The following is a 15,399-nucleotide window of genomic DNA, read 5'->3' as shown; positions in this document are numbered from 1 at the left end:
AATCTGCAGGTTCCGGGTTCGAGTCCCGGGGGGCCCACTCTGACGAGTGCAGGTCGTCGCCTCCGCTCTGACGAGCCCCGTCTCCACCAGGAGACGGGGCTCGTCCCGTCTCTAGCCAAACTGGATTCACGCCAGTGCGCATCGCCCAACTCATCAGGGTGGTCTTGCGAACCTTCGAGCCGCGCTCGGCCTTGCTGACCGTCGCGGTAGAGATCCCGAGCTCCTCAGCAAGCTCAGGCTGACTCAGGCCAACCATTTCTCGAGCCTTGCGAAAACGGTCACCCTGAGACCACTCGGGGACAACTCCGAAATCCGTTGCAATCGTCATGGATCGAACAATACTACGCGATCACGTAACACGACAAGACCAACGGAGCTAGTCCCAGATCTCAAACTTCGGATGATGTCGCGTTCGCACTGTGCCATCTGAAGCTTCATGGAGCTCATACTCCCCATCCAAGAGCCACGCAGCTGAGACCCGGGTCCTGACAGCCCATAGCCGAACGAGAGACCTCGGCGGAACCTTCCTCAGCTCCTCGTAGTCCCGAATGTCGCGCAACGCGACCTGCAAGTCTCGCGCCAGCTCGACCCGAGACAGATCCGCAACCTGCCGTGCCTTCCGCAGGCGATCACCGAAGTGCATCTGCGGAATTCTCTGCCCTTCGCCGTGTGCACCCATGAATTCAACTTACTACGCGACCGAGCAGGCATGAGCTCAACCAGATACGCGACACAGTGCATTCGTTGTGTTCTTGACATACCTACGTGATCACGTACATTAGACGTCATGTCGGACCTTCTCAGTACGAAGCAGGCCGCGGAACGCATCGGAAAGTCACCAGAGGCCATCCGCTGGCACGTCAAAGAGGGAAACCTCACCCCCACCGTCAAGATGCCCGGAGAATCCGGCGCATACCTCTTCCACCCAGCCGACGTCGACGCCCTGCGCCAACGTCTCCAGGCACGACAGAAGTACCGCCCTAGACACGCACGACCCGAGGCGCTCGCGGATGGGAAAGGGGCCGCGTGATGGGAACGACCCGCATCGAGAACACCACCGGCCGACCGGAGATCATCATGCGGCCCGCCGTGTACTCCACAGCCCAAGAGCAACGATGGGCCCTCCAGCTAGCGGAGTTTCAGCTCGACCAGTTCGGGAGTTACCGGGTTCCCCATCGGGGTCAGGTACTGGATGCCGATGAACGCGGTCACCTGGAACCGTCCTCTGCGAACACCGGTCAGCTGGCTGGAATGCTGTCGGCGCATCTCCGCGAGCTCCGGCAGCTCGATGGCAATCTCGCCGAGCCCAGCGACCTCGGGGAATGGGCCATAGGTCTCAGCGAAATCCTTGTACGAGACGCTGACGGAAACCTCGTGAGCAGTGTCGGCGCCACTATTCGTTACGCGGAGGACATCTCCCTTTCGATCCCACTGGAACGACCAGTTGATGACGACATTCTCATGGCGCATCGCGAACTCCCGCTCGCTGATCGCCTTCGTAGCCTCGCTGAGCTCGTTCGCCTGCTGGGCAATCTCGTTCGCTACACGCGACTCGTCGAGCCCACGCGCAGCAATGCGGTTGGCCTCCTCAGCCGCCTCGTTTGCCTCCTTCGCACGTCGGTGAGCCAGGCCCGCGAACACGACAGCAACCACACTCACGACAGCAGCACCAAGCCCACTGAGGGCGCCCACGGCAGTCCAGTCCATGGAACAGAGCCTACCGAGGAGCAGTACCCATGACTCTCCCCCTCATCGCCGGCGTGATCACTATCAGCTGCGCCGTCGGATTCCTGATCTACGTCGCTCTCCTCCTTGCGGATGAGTGGGACGAGATGCGCTCGCAGGAGCTCTTCGAGGAGTTCGGGGCGCTGCAGAAAGAAGAAGGCCCCATCGAGCTGCCACTCGATGAGGCCGGGTCCCTTGAAAGGAACAACGTATGACCACCGTATCAGCACCCAGTGACAGGCCGGTGAGGATCTTGGAGTTCATCGACGAGCCTCTCCCCCTCGACGTGCCGCCGGCACCCCGGCGCAGCATCGCTGACGTCGTCCGTGACCGTGACGGCCACACGTGCCGGGCCTGTGGCATCACCCTGGTGATCCCGGAGCCGGGTGAGCCGACCCCCTGGAACACCGGGGCATTGGTGAATCTGCTCGGCCGGGAGCCGGCCGGGGAGCTCCCCGAGCTGCACATCGCTCAGTTCTGCCGCACCTGCGCCGCTGACGCGCAGGTGGTCCAGCAGATGCTCGCCGATGGGGGGCCGGACCCGATGGATGGGTGGAGCCGAGAGGACGCCTACCTGGACCGTCTGCTGCGCCTGCTCTACCTGGAGAACTGTTCCATGGCCGGCGCTGTTGCCCGGGAGGTGGTCTCGCGATGAGGACCCTCACCGAAAACGTCCCCGAGGAGACCACAACCACCCGGCAGGTGCTGATGTCGTCTGCGAAGAGGCATCTGCTCTACCACTGCGCCCCGATCGTGGCGCGGGCGCTCTCGGACGTCGTCACCGACGTCATCGACCACGTCCGCCGCCACGACCCTGACGAGGCCGCCCGAGCCGCCGAGTTGAAGCGGCAGTTGGAGATGGAACCCCGCCAGTTCATGCCCGAGCGGGTGCAGCCCAGGAAGGGCGCGGGCCGATGAGCTGGGTGAAGCCGTGTGGGACGGAGGCTGGCGCGAAGCGGCACCGCCGTGCTGGAGAGGACCTGTGTGAGCCATGCCGTGAGGCCGCCGCGCTGGCCAGGAGACACCGCGACGCTCGACGTGCCGAGGTGAACCCTAGGTCGATCAACATGCTGCGGGGGCGACTCCGGGCGCAGATGGAGAAGCGCGGGTGGACGCTGTACCTGTTCTCGCAGAACACGCTGGTCCCCTACGCGACGGTCCAGCGGTTCATGGGCCCGGAGGATGCTCCGCTGATGCAGTGGCGGACCTTCGACAAGATCCGTGAGGCGGTCGAGAACCTCGAGGCCGGGGTGGTCCCTGCCGACGAGGAGGACCGCCGCGCGCAGGTCGCGCAGCGCGACGCCTACAACCTCCGCGCCTTGGAGAGGTTCATGGAGGGCCGGAGACGCCGTATCGCGGCGGCCAGGCGTCGGGCCCGTCTCGGCCAGCTGGCGGGGACGCCGGTATGAGTCGCCCGCACATCGTCCAGGTCACCGCCCCGGATGGGTCGGTGCGGTCCCGGAAGACGGTTCTTCCGATCACTCACGCGTCGCTGTACCAGCGCACGCCAGAGGACGAGATCGAGGTGCGTTGGCACCGCTCACCACAGGAGGCTCATGAATGGCTCAGGAATCGAGCTGCCGGGAGAAGCACACCCCGGGTGTGCACGGTGAAGCCGGTCGAGGAGGCCCCGTCGTCCGGGTCCGCCGAGCGCGCCGGGTCCCGGTCGCGGACCAGGCAGGACGCTGGCACTACGTCCAGCCCGAGCCGCCCTGGACAGTCCAGCTCCCCGCTGAGTTCTTTCGCCCGGGCGGTCCAGCGCGCACGATCCGAGCAGGCAGCTGGGATCACGCCCTCCGCATCGCAGACACCGCCGCCCGGCTATCCGTGGCCGCACGAGCAGACGAGCATCGGGGACCACGATGAGCACCGATGAGGGCATCCAGCACCTGCTCGACGAGCTGGCACCCCAGTGTGAGGCAACCATCGTCAAGGACGCCTCCCGGGACCGCTGCACTCGTCCCGCCCGGGTCGCAGTCAAGATCCGACACCTGGAGCACATCCAGACGGTGAAAGGCCCGGACGTCCCGGTCCGGGTGGACACGACAGATTCGCTGTTCCTGTTGTGCGAAGAGTGCACCACTGATCTCACCGTGCAGGCGATCGGCGGCATCGTTCACAAGGTCCCGTGCCCCGTCTGCCGGGAGGTCCCCAGCGCCCTGGAGAGCATCGTCCCCTCGCTGCAGCTCATCTCAGACATCGACACCGCCAGGGCCTGATCGCCCGGCCACCAGATCACACCAGAGGACATCATCATGCCTGTCACTGTTGAGGAGCTCCCGCTTGAGCTCGTTCACCCGAATCCTGACAACATCCGTGCTGACGTCGAGGAGGACGAGTCGCTGGAGCGGCTCACCGCTGAGATCGGCAGCTTCGGGGTCATCTCCCCGATCATCGTCTACCCCTCCCCCGACCAGGACGGCGCCTTCGTCGTCCAGGAGGGCCACAGGCGCCGTCTGGCGTCTCTGCGGGCGGGAAAGACCACGATCCCCTGCATCGTGCGCAAAGCCCCGGACCGGGGTGCTCTGGCCGATGTGGAGGTCATGCTGACCACCGGCCGGAACCATAAGCCGCTGACCGTGGCCGAGGAGGCTCATGGGTTCCAGCGGATGCTGGATCTCGGGCTCTCGGAGTCCACGATCGCGAAGAAGTTTCGGCAGCCCCGCAAGACGATCCGCACCAAGGCGAAGATCACCCAGCAGCCCGATGAAGTTCAGCGTGCCTACGCCTATGGGCATCTCAGCCTCGAGGACGCCGCGAAGATCCAGGAGCTCGAGGAAGCCGGCGACACCCAGGTCCTGGAGAGGGTGCTCGAGAAGTTCGACGGGACCCCTTTCGGGCCCCGGAACGTGGACTACACGATCCGTCGGGCGCAGCAGGACATCGCCGAGCAGGAGACCCGGGACCTGCTGCAGGGCCTCGGAGCCGAGGAGGCCCCGATGGATGTGGCCTGGTCGGGCAAGTACTCCGAGGTCCAGGACGCGCTGAGCGAGTCCCAGCATGCGGCTCTGGGCCATGTGTTTCGGATCCTGGGTGAGGAGGTCACCTGGTGGGAGCCGAAGAAGAAGCCCGCGGCCGCGCTCTCCGAGGAGGAGAAGGAGGCGAAGCGCCGGCTGCAGGAGCTGAAGCGGGAGCTGCAGATCTCCGCCGAGACTCGCCGTGCTGAGCTCCTGGAGGCCTGCCGATTGCCGAACACGAAGATGCACGTCGAGGCGGACCGGCAGATGCTGCTGGATCTGGTGTGGTTCACGATCAGACGCCACCCGGACAAGGCCTTCCTGGCCGAGGCGACCGGGGTTGAACTCCCTGAGAACACCGACGAGTACCACCCGGACCACGGGGCCTGGCTGGACCAGGTCAAGGAGAAGATCTCTGACTGGCATTGGGGGCAGATCGTGCGACTCGCGGTCACTGCGGAGAACTGGGAGCACGAGAAGCGGCTGCGCAAGCCGGAGGGCTTCGAACGCGACCGCTACGACGGCGCCGACCGGGCGGCCTGGCTGCGAACCCTGCGCGAGGGGTTCGGCCACGTCTGGGATGACGCCGAGGCCGAGGCCATCACCCGGTGGGAGGACGCCAACCCCGACCACCTGACCACTGTCGGCGGCACTGACCTGACTGTGGAGGTGGACCGATGATCACCAGGAAGGACCCCGTCCAGGCTCTGAAGGAGCAGGTGGCCGAGTTCGCCAGTGCCTCTGCTGAGCTCCGTGTCTTGGAGTCAGATGTCAGCTGGTGCACCGCCGAGGGGCGGACGCCGGGTCCGAATCTGCTCGAGCAGCTTGACGCGGCTCAGGACCGGTGGCGCAGGGCCCATACCCGGGTCTTCCGCCTCATCGACGACCTGGCCCTGGAGGTGGACCGGTGAACTTCTGGCAGACCCCCGAGTGGAAGGCCGCGAACGAGGCCCACACGGACGCGTTTCTGGAGCTGATCGAGTCCTCTTACGAGGCTTCTCGGCTGCGCCGGGTCCATGGCCCGGACTCACCGGAGGCCCGGGCCTTCCAATACGGCCCGCAGCAGGTCCTCCGAGACCGCCTTGCCGCGGCGAAGGCTCACCGCCGCCGTGTCGAGGACGCCCTGACAGGAGCCACACCATGACCCTCACACCAGACACCTGCATCACTCGGGCTCGCCGGTGCCTCGAGACCAACCAGCCCCGCATGGCCCAGCTGTACATGTCCCGAGCCGAGACGCTGCTCTCCGAGTCCCGGGAGCGGCGCCGGGTCCATTCCCTGGTAGCCCGGTACGGACCCGACCTCGCAGGATTCATCCTCGCTGGCGAGCAGGTGGCAGCCCAGGTCGGGGTGGCCATGAGAGCGCTCGAGGACGGGTTTCGCAGCCTGGCGCGCTCCTTCGGCGCCATCAGCGCCGCAGATCTGGAGCGCTTGGCCGACGATGACCGACACGCGAACGGAGACCGACCGTGGAATCGCTGAAGAACTCACCCCATGATGCCGTCCAGTCGATCGTGGCTGCCGCGCAGGCCGCGGCGGACGCTCTCGACAGCCGGGACGAGGAGATCGCAGAGCTGCGGAAGGAGAGAGACGAAGCCCGCGCACAGGCAACGCTGATCCGCAGTGCCGCATCCCTGGCACTCAGCAGCATCCCGCAGGTGGTCGACCCAGGTCACAGCACCCAGTCCGGTCCGAATGCACCGGAGCATCTGTCGGCATTGTCGACGCTGGCGATCAGAGCATCGGCAACCGAGTACAACGCACGCGTCGACCCGGACCGGTTCGATGAGTGGCTCTCGGCCCATGACTGCATGGTCCGCGCCCGTGTACTCCGTTCGACGGCGTCAGCGGTATTCGATACCGACATGCCCGCAGAGGTCGCCCGGTGGCTCGAAGCCCGCGCTGACCAGTGGTCGGAGATGGGGTCGTCATGATCGTCCACGTGAACACGGCCGACTTCCGCCGAGCACTGCAAGCAGTGATCCCTCACGCTCATGACGACACCTCCACAGGGCTGGCGGTGGTGCACTTCGCGGCCACGGCGGATCACGTCTACGTGCAGGCCTCGAACGGGACCACCGCCGGCATGGCGATCGCCAGCGTCTGGGATCACCAGGACCTCACCGGCGACCCGGACGAGGACTCCTTCGACCTGACCGTCGACGCGGCCAAGGAGCTGCTGCAGGTGTTCCGGCCGAAGAAGAAGCCCGAGAACGAGCTGGACGACCAGCTCTCCATCCAGGTCGACATCGCCAAGATCAGCGTCCTGGACGTCTCCGGCCTCTTCCCGGGCAAGGCCTGGACCATCCCGAACACGGCCACCAGTGAGAACTTCCCGAACCTCCCCAGGATGTTCAACGACGCGATGACCGGTCGTCCGAGGGTGCCGGAGCAGATCGTGGCCTCCGGGAAGCTGCTGAAGCTGTTCTCAGCCGCCAGCGCCGCCTACAAGGACGCCCTGGCCCTGGAGCCCACCACCAGGCCCCAGATGATGCTCATCAGCTGCTCCGAGTCCTTCCTGGGCGCGCTGATGCAGGTCCGGGTCGAAGAGGACTCCGACCTCGCCCGAGAGCTCAAGGACCACCGCGCCGGCTGGCAGAACAGGCTCCCCATGATGGCGCTCGCGATCACTCGCGGCCGCGACGAGAACCAGAAGAACGGAGAAGCAGCATGAACGGACTCCCAGGCAACGGTTACGCCATGAGGCCGGGGCAGCAGCTCCCGGATCACCAGGCGGCCCACTCGGCCCGGATGGCCGGCGTCTTCGAGCAGCGCACCGCGAACATGCTCGAAGCACTCGCCAAGATCCCCATGGGGCCAGAGCAGCGCCGACGCACCGGGGAGGACATCCTCCGTCGGCTCGGCTGGAACGACCTGGAGATCGCACTCCGATTCAGCTCCGAGAACGAGGACCCAGACGCATGAGCGACCAGCGGGACGAGCCGAACATGACCGCTGGCAGCGGAGTACTGCTGATCCTGGTCGCCCTGATCGCTGGCGGCATTTGGGCCTTCGGTCACGATCGGTTCGCCGTCCTCGCCGCCGCCTGTGCCCTCCTCGGCACCGTACTGGTCGCCTGGGGCGCTCGCAGGCCCCGCGACTGACTCCGACTCCACTCCGAACTCACCAGGAGATCCTCCCCCGATGCCGTGGCTGAAAGTGTCTGACAAGAGCCCGTTCCACCCGATGGTCCTCGAATCCGCCTCGGTGGACTTCGCCGACCCTCGGCTGGTCAACGAGCTCTTCGGGTTCACCGCTCGCTGCGCAGCCGCGGCATCGGGACACCTCACCGACTACATCGTGCACTTCGGCGTAGCCATGCAGATCGCTGGCCCTCGCGGCACCGAGTTGATCAGCGCCGCCGTCGCCGCCGGATACATGTCCTGGACCGTCGTCCACGACAGCCACGGCAACCAGACCAGCGCGCTGAAGATCTACGAGGACCAAGAGCTGTTCCACATGCGCCTCAAGGACGAGGTCGAATGGGACCGCAACAGGGATCAGGACCGACGCAGCTCCATCCAGGCGCAGATCCGCCAGCGCGACGGCGACGCCTGCCGGTACTGCGGCAAGTCGGTCCAGCCCAACGACAACATGACTGCCCGAGGGTGGGAGCTCGACCACCTCACCCCCGGCGAGAAACTGCGCTCCCCCGCTGACGGTGTCGTCGCCTGCCGAGGTTGCAACGCCCGGTGGAAGGACGCACCCCGCGACGAGCGCGAGAAGAGACTTCTCGATCCACCAGCCCAGCCGCTCTACGGCCCCTACACGGCCAAGATCCTTGAGCGGCACGGACTGTCGATGGACCGAGGCAAGAGACTCGGCAGCCGCCCCGATCAGGCGACCGCTGGGAGTAAGGACACCGAGACCACGGCGCACCCCCTCGGGGACAAGGCCGGACGGGACTCGGGTGTGAGCAGTGGCCCCGGCATCGGGCCCGAAGACGGTCGCCCGCACAGCCAGTGCGGGAGTGACCCCGCCGATGCGTCCGCAGGGCAACCTGACACACCCGACCCCACCGGCCCGAACACGCCGCTGGAACCACAGGTGCCACCAGGAGCGCCACAGTGGGTCACTGACGGGCCCAAGGGTGTGCCGGAGACGTCCGGAGTCCCCGCCGTCACAACACCCCCTGCGGACGCCCCACAGGCCCCCGTGGAACACGTCGAGGTGTCAGAGCACGGAACCACCAGGCCCGAGGGTGTGCCGGCGCTCGCCGGAGTCCCCGCTGATGGTTCCCCGAGGCTGGTTCGGCCGGAGCCCGTGGCGCCTGATCATCGCCCCGGCTCCGGCCCTCCAGACGATAAATCACACGACGGAATCGGGTCCGCCGAGCGCGACACGCCCGAGCGCGTGCGAGCGAATTCCGAGCGGAATCCGCTCGGAATCCGCTCGGATTCCGAGCAACCGTCAGTCCGGATGTCTAACGAATGCCCGGTCGGGGCGGGGCGGGCTGGGGCAGGTCTGGACGGTACGGGCCAGGACGGTCCTGGTCTGGTCGGGCCTGCTCGGCAGGCGCGCCCTCCTGTCGAGGGTGGGCGCAGGAAGAGGAGGAGGTGAGCACGGTGGACTCTGCTGTGGTGCGGAACTCTGCCCAGGATCGCAGGGCTCAGATGGTGCTGGGCTGGTCGGAGAAGGAGTTCCAGGAGCATGTAGTGAACCTGGCTCAGGCTCTGCGGTGGCGGTACTACCACACGCATCGGTCGGATCGGTCGCCCGCGGGGTTCCCGGATCTGGTGCTGGTGCATCCCGCCCGTGGTCGGCTGCTGTTCCGTGAGCTGAAGTCGGAGAAGGGGTCTGCCTCCGCTGCGCAGCGTGCGTGGATCGAGGACCTGGGCGCGGCCCATCAGGACGTCGGTGTGTGGCGTCCGAGGGACTGGCTCTCGGGTGAGATTCACAAGCAGCTCGGGGCCCCGAGCGTGGGGCGGGTCTGATGCCTGATCACGTCGCTGGGGACTGCAGCTGTTGGGGATGCGTTCAGGAGTGGAGGGCCCGCCGTGGCCGGGAAGGATCATCGAGGATGGACACGATCGAACGGCAGTGTGAGTACGGGGATGGTCGGCCGACGCGGGCGGTCGGTGTGTGGCTCTGCGAGGTGTGCCTGTCCCAGCTCGACGACTATCGGTCCGAGGGTGACGAGATGCTGCCGGTGCTGCGGTTGATCGCTCGGGGCGTGGAGAAGCCGTTCAGTCTCCCGGGGCGGAAGCAGTCGGGCAAGCCGGTGTCTCAGGCCCCGATGAACCTCACAGCGTGGGCGCTGCTGGAAGACATCGAGCGGTTCGCCCCGGCGGCCGTGGTCGGTGCAGATCCTCTGGCCGGGGAGATCAAGCTGGGGATGGAGACCACGCTGCGGCAGGCTCACGCCATGGTTCATGGTGAGGCGGAGAACCGCCCCACGGATGACTACATCTCGTACCGGCTCTCGCAGATCCAGCCGATGACGGCGCAGCAGGCTGAGGTGTGGTTCCCGCTGCACCTGGATATCCAGCTCAAGGCGCGGCAGGTGTACAACTGGCGGGACCGGGGCAGGCTGTACCCGGTGGATGGGACCCGGCCGCCTCGATACCGGGCCATCGACATCTTCAAGGCGTGGGAGAACCGGCGGTCCCAGTCGTTCATGGCCGACACGCCGGGGGCTCAGAAGCGCAGGGACATTCTGTTTTCCACAAGCTCCCGGTAGCATTACTCACTGAGAGGTCACCTCCTGCCCAGATTCTGGCTCAGGCGGTGGCCTTCAGTGTTTCGGGCTCCTGCTCGTGGTGCTGTCTCTCTGTGATTCTGGTGCGATCATCCTGGCTCTGGTCGTCGGCGTCTCCTCTGCGCCGGCGGCCAGAGTCCTCGGTGAAGGCGGTGAGCCGTGGCGCGGAATGATCGAGCGTACATCGCCAAGCGTGATCAGCTCAGACGAGTCGCGAAGCGCAATGATCTTCCGTGTTGGATCTGCGGTCAGCGGTTCGACTTCTCGTTGCCGTGGAAGCACTCGATGGCGTTCACCGCCGACCATGTCGCCCCGATCGCTGCAGGCGGGTCGATGACCGGTGAGCTGCGGCCCGCTCATCGTGGGTGCAACTCGCGTCGAGGGGTCGGGCGTCAGGTGCAGCCGGCCGCGCCGCTGGTCACGAAGGTGAAGTGGTGACCCGACGACGCGCCGCGTCCCGCCGATGGGTCATCGCCCCAGGTCAGGGGGTGGGAGTGACCCCCTCCCCCGCCCGGATGCGACTTTCCCGGCATAGTCACATTTCTCTCCCCGGATAGCGGGTTTGTCCGCTATCCGACGTTGTTCTTGTCTCTCTTCCGGCCACTGGCCCCACCTCCGAGGAGCGTGCCTGCCGATGAGCCGAGCACCGAAGCCGTGCGGCACCGAGGCCGCGTACCGCCGGCACCTGCGCGCCGGTGAGGAGCCCTGCCAGGAGTGCAAACGCGCAGCGGCCCACGCCCGGGACGCCCGGCGCGACAAGACCAAGGCGCAGTCCCGGGCGAACACCACGATGCAGAGCCTGCTCTCCGAGGTGTTCACGCAGCGGCGCCGTCCCGGTGACGTGCCGACCCTCGACGTCCGCGCCGAGCAGTTCAGCATGTACTCGCTGCTGTGGAAGGCCCTGGAGCAGGCGGCGCCGCGGGAGTGCGCAGCGATCATCAAGGAGATGCGGGGACTCCTCCAGGATCTGACCGCCGGAAGCGGCGACGAGGACGAGATGTCCCTGGAAGACGAGGTCGAGGAGGCCCGACGTGAGCGTGAGCGTCGCGCCGCCGAGCGTGCTGGGGCACCAGCGTCCCAGGATCGAGCATCGACCAGCTGAGGCAGTCTCTGACCACGGCGAGGATGTGGCCCTGGTCGCCCAGATGGCCGGGATGGTCCTCGACGAGTGGCAGGAATACGTCCTCGCGGCAGCGACCAGCCGACGCGCCAACGGCCAGTGGTCGGCCTACGAGGTTGGCTTGGAGGTCGCTCGTCAGAACGGCAAGTCAGCGATCATCGAAGCCCGCATCCTCTGGGGGCTGCTGCTCAACAAGACCGAGAAGACCATCATCTACTCGGCCCACGAGTTCAAGACCGCCGTGGAGGTCTTCGCCAGGCTCGAAGCCCTGATCATGGGCTCACCGCGCTTCGCCAAGCACGTCAAGCAGATCCGGCACGGCAATGACGACCGGTCCATCATCCTCAAGAACGGGTCCCGGGTGAAGTTCCTCGCCCGTTCCGGCGGATCCGCTCGAGGGTTCTCCGGGGATCTCATCATTTTCGATGAGGCGTACGCCCTGAAGGGCGTCATGCTCGCCGCGATGAAGCCGACCATGGCCGCCCGCTCCATCTCCGGGCAGCCGCAGATCTGGTACGTCTCCTCAGCCGGCATGCACGACTCCGACGTGCTCAACGGCACCAGGGACCGCGCCCTGGGCAGCTCACCGGAGCCGACCAGTCACACGGTGCTGTCCTCCGAGGATGAGCCGCTGCTGCTGTGGATGGAGTGGTCAGCCCACCCCGACGCCGAGTCCGACGACCTGGAGGCCTACCGGAGTGCCTGCCCCGGCTTCGGGATCCGCATCAGCCATGAGTTCCTCGTCAACGAGCTCAGGGCCTTCAGATCCGACCCGGACAAGGGCGAGGAGTACTACCGGCGCGAGTACCTCGGCATTCGACCCCGGGCCGCTGGTGACTCTGCCCTGTCGCTGAAGGACTGGCAGGCGCTCGCCGATGCTGACCTGGATCCTGCTGGCCCGGTGGCGTTCGGTCTGGACGTGACCCCGCAGCGCGACTATGCGGCGATCGTGGCGGCCCGCCTGTTGTCGGACGGCCGCGTGTGGGTGGAGATCGCTGAACACGGTGTGGGGCTGGACTGGGTGCCGGCGCGCATGGCGGAGCTCAAGGACGCCTGGTCTCCGGTGCGGATCATGATCAACGCCGCCGACGCCGCCGGCGCGCTGGTGCCGGACCTACGTCGGGCCGGCGTGCCGACGACTCAGCTCACCGCCCGGCAATACGCCCAGGCGTGCGGACAGTTCCTCGACGACATCAACCAAACCCGTCTCGTGCATCCGGGGCTCCAAGAGGAGATGGACAACGCGGTCGCGGCCGCGCAGTTCTCCTGGATGAACGAGTCCCTGTTCCGGTGGAAGCGCAAGAACGTGACCGAGAACATCAGCCCGCTCTGCGCCGCCACGCTGGCCGCACGCGGGCTGCAGTACAAGCGCAACAAGCTCGCCACCTCCGACGGTGTCGGTGGGGCCAAGAAGAGACCGAGGAGGCTGGCCGTTGGGTACTGAAGTGGCACCTCTGCAGGCGCCGGCCATCACCGGCAGCCCCTGGGTCCGAGGCCTGGATACGACCACCACGAACACCTTCCACAAGCTCGCAGATCAGCTGCAGTCGAAGGCGACACGGAACATGCTCCGGCAGGGGTACTACGACGCCAAGGCGACGATCCGTCACCTTGGGATCGCCGTCCCGCCGCACCTGCAGCGCTTCCAGACCACGGTCGGCTGGCCGTCCAAGGCCGTCGACATGCTGGAGCGCCGCATCCGCTTCCAGGGGTTCGTCACTCCGGCAGCCGACCCCGCCATGCTCGGGCTCGACGAGCTGATGGCAGAGATCCAGTTCGAGATGCTGGTCTCCCAGGCGGTGACCGGCGCCCTGGTGAACTCCAACTCGTGGATCTTCACCACCGCCGGACAGCCGGGCACCGAAGACCCCGACGTCGTCGTCACCGCCCGGACCGCGCTGCACGCCACCGGCCGCTGGGACGCCCGCCGACGGCGCATCACCGACGCGATTGACGTCCTCTCCGTCGACGAGCAGGGCGAGGCCGACGCGGTCCTGATGTACACCCGAGACTCCGTGATCGGGCTGGTGAAGGTCAACGGGATCTGGCACGGACGTCAGCGTCCGCACCAGCTCGGGCGCCCTCCGGCCGTCATGGTCCCCTACCGACCCAGCCTGGACCGTCCCTTCGGGCGGTCGAAGATCTCCCGGCCCATGATGGGGATCACCGACAAGGCTGTGCGGACCGCGCTGCGCTCCGAGATCACCGCAGAGTTCTACTCCGCGCCGCAGCGCTACGTCCTTGACCTGGACCCTGGCACCCTCGACGACGGTGTCCCCGGCTGGGCCCAGCTCATCGGCCGGATCCTCGCCTACGAGCGCGACGCCGACGACCCTGACGCGAAGACCCCGACCGTCGGCCAGTTCGCCCAGGCGACGCAGACCCCGCACATCGAGCACATGCGGGAGCTCGCCGCCGAGATGGCAGCAGAGGCCAACATCCCCGCCGGAGTCCTGGGCGTCTACCACGACAACCCGGCCTCCGACCGAGCCATGCACACCGCCTACATGCCCCTCGACGAGGACGCCGAACGGGCCCACACACCCATCGGGTGGGCACTGGAGCAGGTCGCCACCCTGGCGGTCATGATCCGCGACGGGCTCACCGAGCCACCCGCCGCGCTGCGCGGAATCAGGTCCCGCTTCCAGGATCCCGCTCGCCCCACCAGGGCAGCCGCCACTGACGCGGTCGTCAAACAGGTCGAGACCGGCATCCTGCCGGCCGACTCCGAGGTCACCCTCCAGCAGCTCGGCTACGACGCAGCCACAATCCGCCAGATCCAAGAGGACCGGCGGCGCTCGCGGGTGAACCAGCTCATCTCCGGAGCGATTCGTCCAGCGGCCGAGCAGGCCAGCGCGGCCCCGGAGGTGGCGGAGGTGATGGAGCGCCGTGGTGCAGACACTTCTGGGCTCCCCGAGCTCCGCTGACCTCGCGGGTGTGAACACTCTGTTCACCCCCGCGGACCTCCAGCCCTACGACTCAGCGGTCGACGATCTACTGGCGGTCGCGGCCGGGGTGGTCAATCAGGCGTTCCGTGATCTGCAGGCCGAGACGGTGGACACGATCCGGGACGAGCTGCTCATGACGGTTCCGGCCACGGTGAGCACCTACGGGCCACAGATCGCCGACGTCGCCGGAGTTCAATACCAGGACATGCGGATGCTCTCTGGCATCACCGCCCCGCACGTCACTCGGCTCTCGCCGGGGCCCTCGCCTCAGCGGCAGCAGTCGCTGGTCCGGTGGGCGCTCTCGCCGATCTTCTCGCCGACGCCGTCGCAGCGGCAGGCCTGGAGCCTGCTGGCCGGCGGACTGGTCCGGATCCTGCTGGACTACCAGCGGGAAACGATGCTCGAGAACATGATCGACGACGTCATCGACGGGCCAGTCGGGTATCAGCGGGTACCCCGCGCCGGGTGTTGCGCGTTCTGCGCGATGCTCGCCTCACAGGCCGCCGTCTACGGTCCCGGAGCCGGGTCTGACCGGACCGTCGTCGGCCGTGGCACCCCACTGAACCAGTGGCGGCCCGGTGACCGTGGACGCCCTGCCGGCGGTCGGCGGCCCCGCGGCTCACGCGACATCGGTCAGCTCTACCACGACTACTGCCGGTGCCGTGTCGTCCCGACCTACCGGTCCTCCGGGGTCCAGCTCGCTGAGGACGCCGAGTCCTACTACCAGGAGTACCTCGACGCCCGTCGGCAGCTCGACGATCGCAAGGTTCTGGACTGGACCGAGACCCGGTCGCCCGACGGCAGCATCCGCCGCAAGTACACGTGGCGAGACCGCGAGACCGGCGAGGCCATCACAGGCCGTCAGGACCGCATGATCCTCGCCTGGATGCGCCAGCAGACCGGCCGCGCCTGACGGCCGGCACCACACAGCTTCCCTCCCGCACGGGAGGG

General features: G+C 67.0%; 23 protein-coding genes. 21 read left to right on the top strand and 2 right to left on the bottom strand.

Annotation, left to right across the window (positions count from 1 at the left end):
* A partial coding sequence (locus tag SD455_RS15330) for a helix-turn-helix domain-containing protein (protein ID WP_445508631.1) occupies nucleotides 1-328 on the bottom strand: 328 nt, incomplete at its 3' end.
* Nucleotides 329-787: 459 nt separating this feature from the next.
* On the opposite strand from SD455_RS15330, the gene SD455_RS15325 reads away from it, so the two are divergent.
* The gene (locus SD455_RS15325) at nucleotides 788-1,030 is read left to right on the top strand and encodes a MerR family transcriptional regulator (RefSeq protein WP_445508630.1); all 243 of its coding nucleotides are present in this window, start codon (nucleotides 788-790) and stop codon (nucleotides 1,028-1,030) included.
* Nucleotides 1,031-1,128: 98 nt separating this feature from the next.
* On the opposite strand, the gene SD455_RS15320 is transcribed toward SD455_RS15325, so the two are convergent.
* The gene (locus SD455_RS15320; RefSeq protein WP_445508629.1) at nucleotides 1,129-1,707 is read right to left on the bottom strand and encodes a hypothetical protein; all 579 of its coding nucleotides are present in this window, start codon (nucleotides 1,705-1,707) and stop codon (nucleotides 1,129-1,131) included.
* Nucleotides 1,708-1,736: 29 nt separating this feature from the next.
* Between SD455_RS15320 and SD455_RS15315 the strand changes: the two genes are divergently transcribed.
* The 20 genes from SD455_RS15315 (at nucleotide 1,737) to SD455_RS15220 (ending at nucleotide 15,361) form a co-directional block, all read left to right on the top strand.
* Nucleotides 1,737-1,940, top strand: a complete 204-nt coding sequence (locus SD455_RS15315; RefSeq protein ID WP_445508628.1) for a hypothetical protein — start codon at nucleotides 1,737-1,739, stop codon at nucleotides 1,938-1,940.
* Nucleotides 1,937-2,380, top strand: a complete 444-nt coding sequence (locus tag SD455_RS15310; RefSeq protein WP_445508627.1) for a hypothetical protein — start codon at nucleotides 1,937-1,939, stop codon at nucleotides 2,378-2,380. Before SD455_RS15315 ends, SD455_RS15310 begins: the two co-directional genes overlap by 4 nt.
* Entirely contained in the window at nucleotides 2,377-2,643 is a 267-nt protein-coding gene (locus SD455_RS15305) for a hypothetical protein (RefSeq protein WP_445508626.1), read from the top strand. Before SD455_RS15310 ends, SD455_RS15305 begins: the two co-directional genes overlap by 4 nt.
* A 128-nt stretch (nucleotides 2,644-2,771) precedes the next feature.
* Entirely contained in the window at nucleotides 2,772-3,134 is a 363-nt protein-coding gene (locus tag SD455_RS15300; protein WP_445508625.1) for a hypothetical protein, read from the top strand.
* A 453-nt stretch (nucleotides 3,135-3,587) separates the two neighbouring features.
* Nucleotides 3,588-3,944, top strand: coding sequence for a hypothetical protein (locus SD455_RS15295; RefSeq protein WP_445508624.1), 357 nt, complete (start codon nucleotides 3,588-3,590; stop codon nucleotides 3,942-3,944).
* Nucleotides 3,945-3,980: 36 nt separating this feature from the next.
* Entirely contained in the window at nucleotides 3,981-5,363 is a 1,383-nt protein-coding gene (locus SD455_RS15290; protein ID WP_445508623.1) for a ParB/RepB/Spo0J family partition protein, read from the top strand.
* Nucleotides 5,360-5,593 (top strand): hypothetical protein, encoded by a 234-nt coding sequence (locus SD455_RS15285; RefSeq protein ID WP_445508622.1) that lies wholly within the window; start codon nucleotides 5,360-5,362, stop codon nucleotides 5,591-5,593. The genes SD455_RS15290 and SD455_RS15285 overlap by 4 nt, the downstream gene beginning before the upstream one ends.
* The gene (locus SD455_RS15280; RefSeq protein ID WP_445508621.1) at nucleotides 5,590-5,826 is read left to right on the top strand and encodes a hypothetical protein; all 237 of its coding nucleotides are present in this window, start codon (nucleotides 5,590-5,592) and stop codon (nucleotides 5,824-5,826) included. Before SD455_RS15285 ends, SD455_RS15280 begins: the two co-directional genes overlap by 4 nt.
* Complete coding sequence (locus tag SD455_RS15275; protein ID WP_445508620.1) at nucleotides 5,823-6,164, top strand: hypothetical protein; 342 nt, start codon at nucleotides 5,823-5,825, stop codon at nucleotides 6,162-6,164. Before SD455_RS15280 ends, SD455_RS15275 begins: the two co-directional genes overlap by 4 nt.
* Nucleotides 6,152-6,616: a hypothetical protein gene (locus SD455_RS15270; protein ID WP_445508619.1), complete on the top strand. Its 465-nt coding sequence runs from the start codon at nucleotides 6,152-6,154 to the stop codon at nucleotides 6,614-6,616. The genes SD455_RS15275 and SD455_RS15270 overlap by 13 nt, the downstream gene beginning before the upstream one ends.
* On the top strand, nucleotides 6,613-7,356 hold the full coding sequence (locus SD455_RS15265) for a hypothetical protein (RefSeq protein WP_445508618.1): 744 nt from the start codon (nucleotides 6,613-6,615) through the stop codon (nucleotides 7,354-7,356). The genes SD455_RS15270 and SD455_RS15265 overlap by 4 nt, the downstream gene beginning before the upstream one ends.
* Nucleotides 7,353-7,607, top strand: coding sequence for a hypothetical protein (locus tag SD455_RS15260; protein WP_445508617.1), 255 nt, complete (start codon nucleotides 7,353-7,355; stop codon nucleotides 7,605-7,607). The genes SD455_RS15265 and SD455_RS15260 overlap by 4 nt, the downstream gene beginning before the upstream one ends.
* The gene (locus SD455_RS15255; protein WP_445508616.1) at nucleotides 7,604-7,786 is read left to right on the top strand and encodes a hypothetical protein; all 183 of its coding nucleotides are present in this window, start codon (nucleotides 7,604-7,606) and stop codon (nucleotides 7,784-7,786) included. The genes SD455_RS15260 and SD455_RS15255 overlap by 4 nt, the downstream gene beginning before the upstream one ends.
* Nucleotides 7,787-7,826: 40 nt before the next feature.
* The gene (locus SD455_RS15250) at nucleotides 7,827-9,242 is read left to right on the top strand and encodes a hypothetical protein (RefSeq protein ID WP_445508615.1); all 1,416 of its coding nucleotides are present in this window, start codon (nucleotides 7,827-7,829) and stop codon (nucleotides 9,240-9,242) included.
* Nucleotides 9,239-9,616 carry a VRR-NUC domain-containing protein gene (locus SD455_RS15245; RefSeq protein ID WP_445508614.1) on the top strand — a complete coding sequence of 126 codons (378 nt, stop codon included), beginning with the start codon at nucleotides 9,239-9,241 and terminating at the stop codon, nucleotides 9,614-9,616. The genes SD455_RS15250 and SD455_RS15245 overlap by 4 nt, the downstream gene beginning before the upstream one ends.
* Nucleotides 9,617-9,702: 86 nt before the next feature.
* The gene (locus tag SD455_RS15240; RefSeq protein WP_445508613.1) at nucleotides 9,703-10,362 is read left to right on the top strand and encodes a hypothetical protein; all 660 of its coding nucleotides are present in this window, start codon (nucleotides 9,703-9,705) and stop codon (nucleotides 10,360-10,362) included.
* Nucleotides 10,363-11,014: 652 nt separating this feature from the next.
* Nucleotides 11,015-11,482: a hypothetical protein gene (locus tag SD455_RS15235; RefSeq protein WP_445508612.1), complete on the top strand. Its 468-nt coding sequence runs from the start codon at nucleotides 11,015-11,017 to the stop codon at nucleotides 11,480-11,482.
* Entirely contained in the window at nucleotides 11,412-12,944 is a 1,533-nt protein-coding gene (locus SD455_RS15230) for a terminase large subunit domain-containing protein (protein ID WP_445508611.1), read from the top strand. Before SD455_RS15235 ends, SD455_RS15230 begins: the two co-directional genes overlap by 71 nt.
* On the top strand, nucleotides 12,934-14,427 hold the full coding sequence (locus tag SD455_RS15225; protein ID WP_445508610.1) for a phage portal protein: 1,494 nt from the start codon (nucleotides 12,934-12,936) through the stop codon (nucleotides 14,425-14,427). The genes SD455_RS15230 and SD455_RS15225 overlap by 11 nt, the downstream gene beginning before the upstream one ends.
* Nucleotides 14,390-15,361, top strand: coding sequence for a VG15 protein (locus tag SD455_RS15220; protein ID WP_445508609.1), 972 nt, complete (start codon nucleotides 14,390-14,392; stop codon nucleotides 15,359-15,361). Before SD455_RS15225 ends, SD455_RS15220 begins: the two co-directional genes overlap by 38 nt.
* Nucleotides 15,362-15,399: the final 38 nt, after the last annotated feature.

Source organism: Nesterenkonia sp. K-15-9-6 (assembly GCF_052656005.1).
This window is presented reverse-complemented; position numbering and strand designations above follow the sequence as displayed.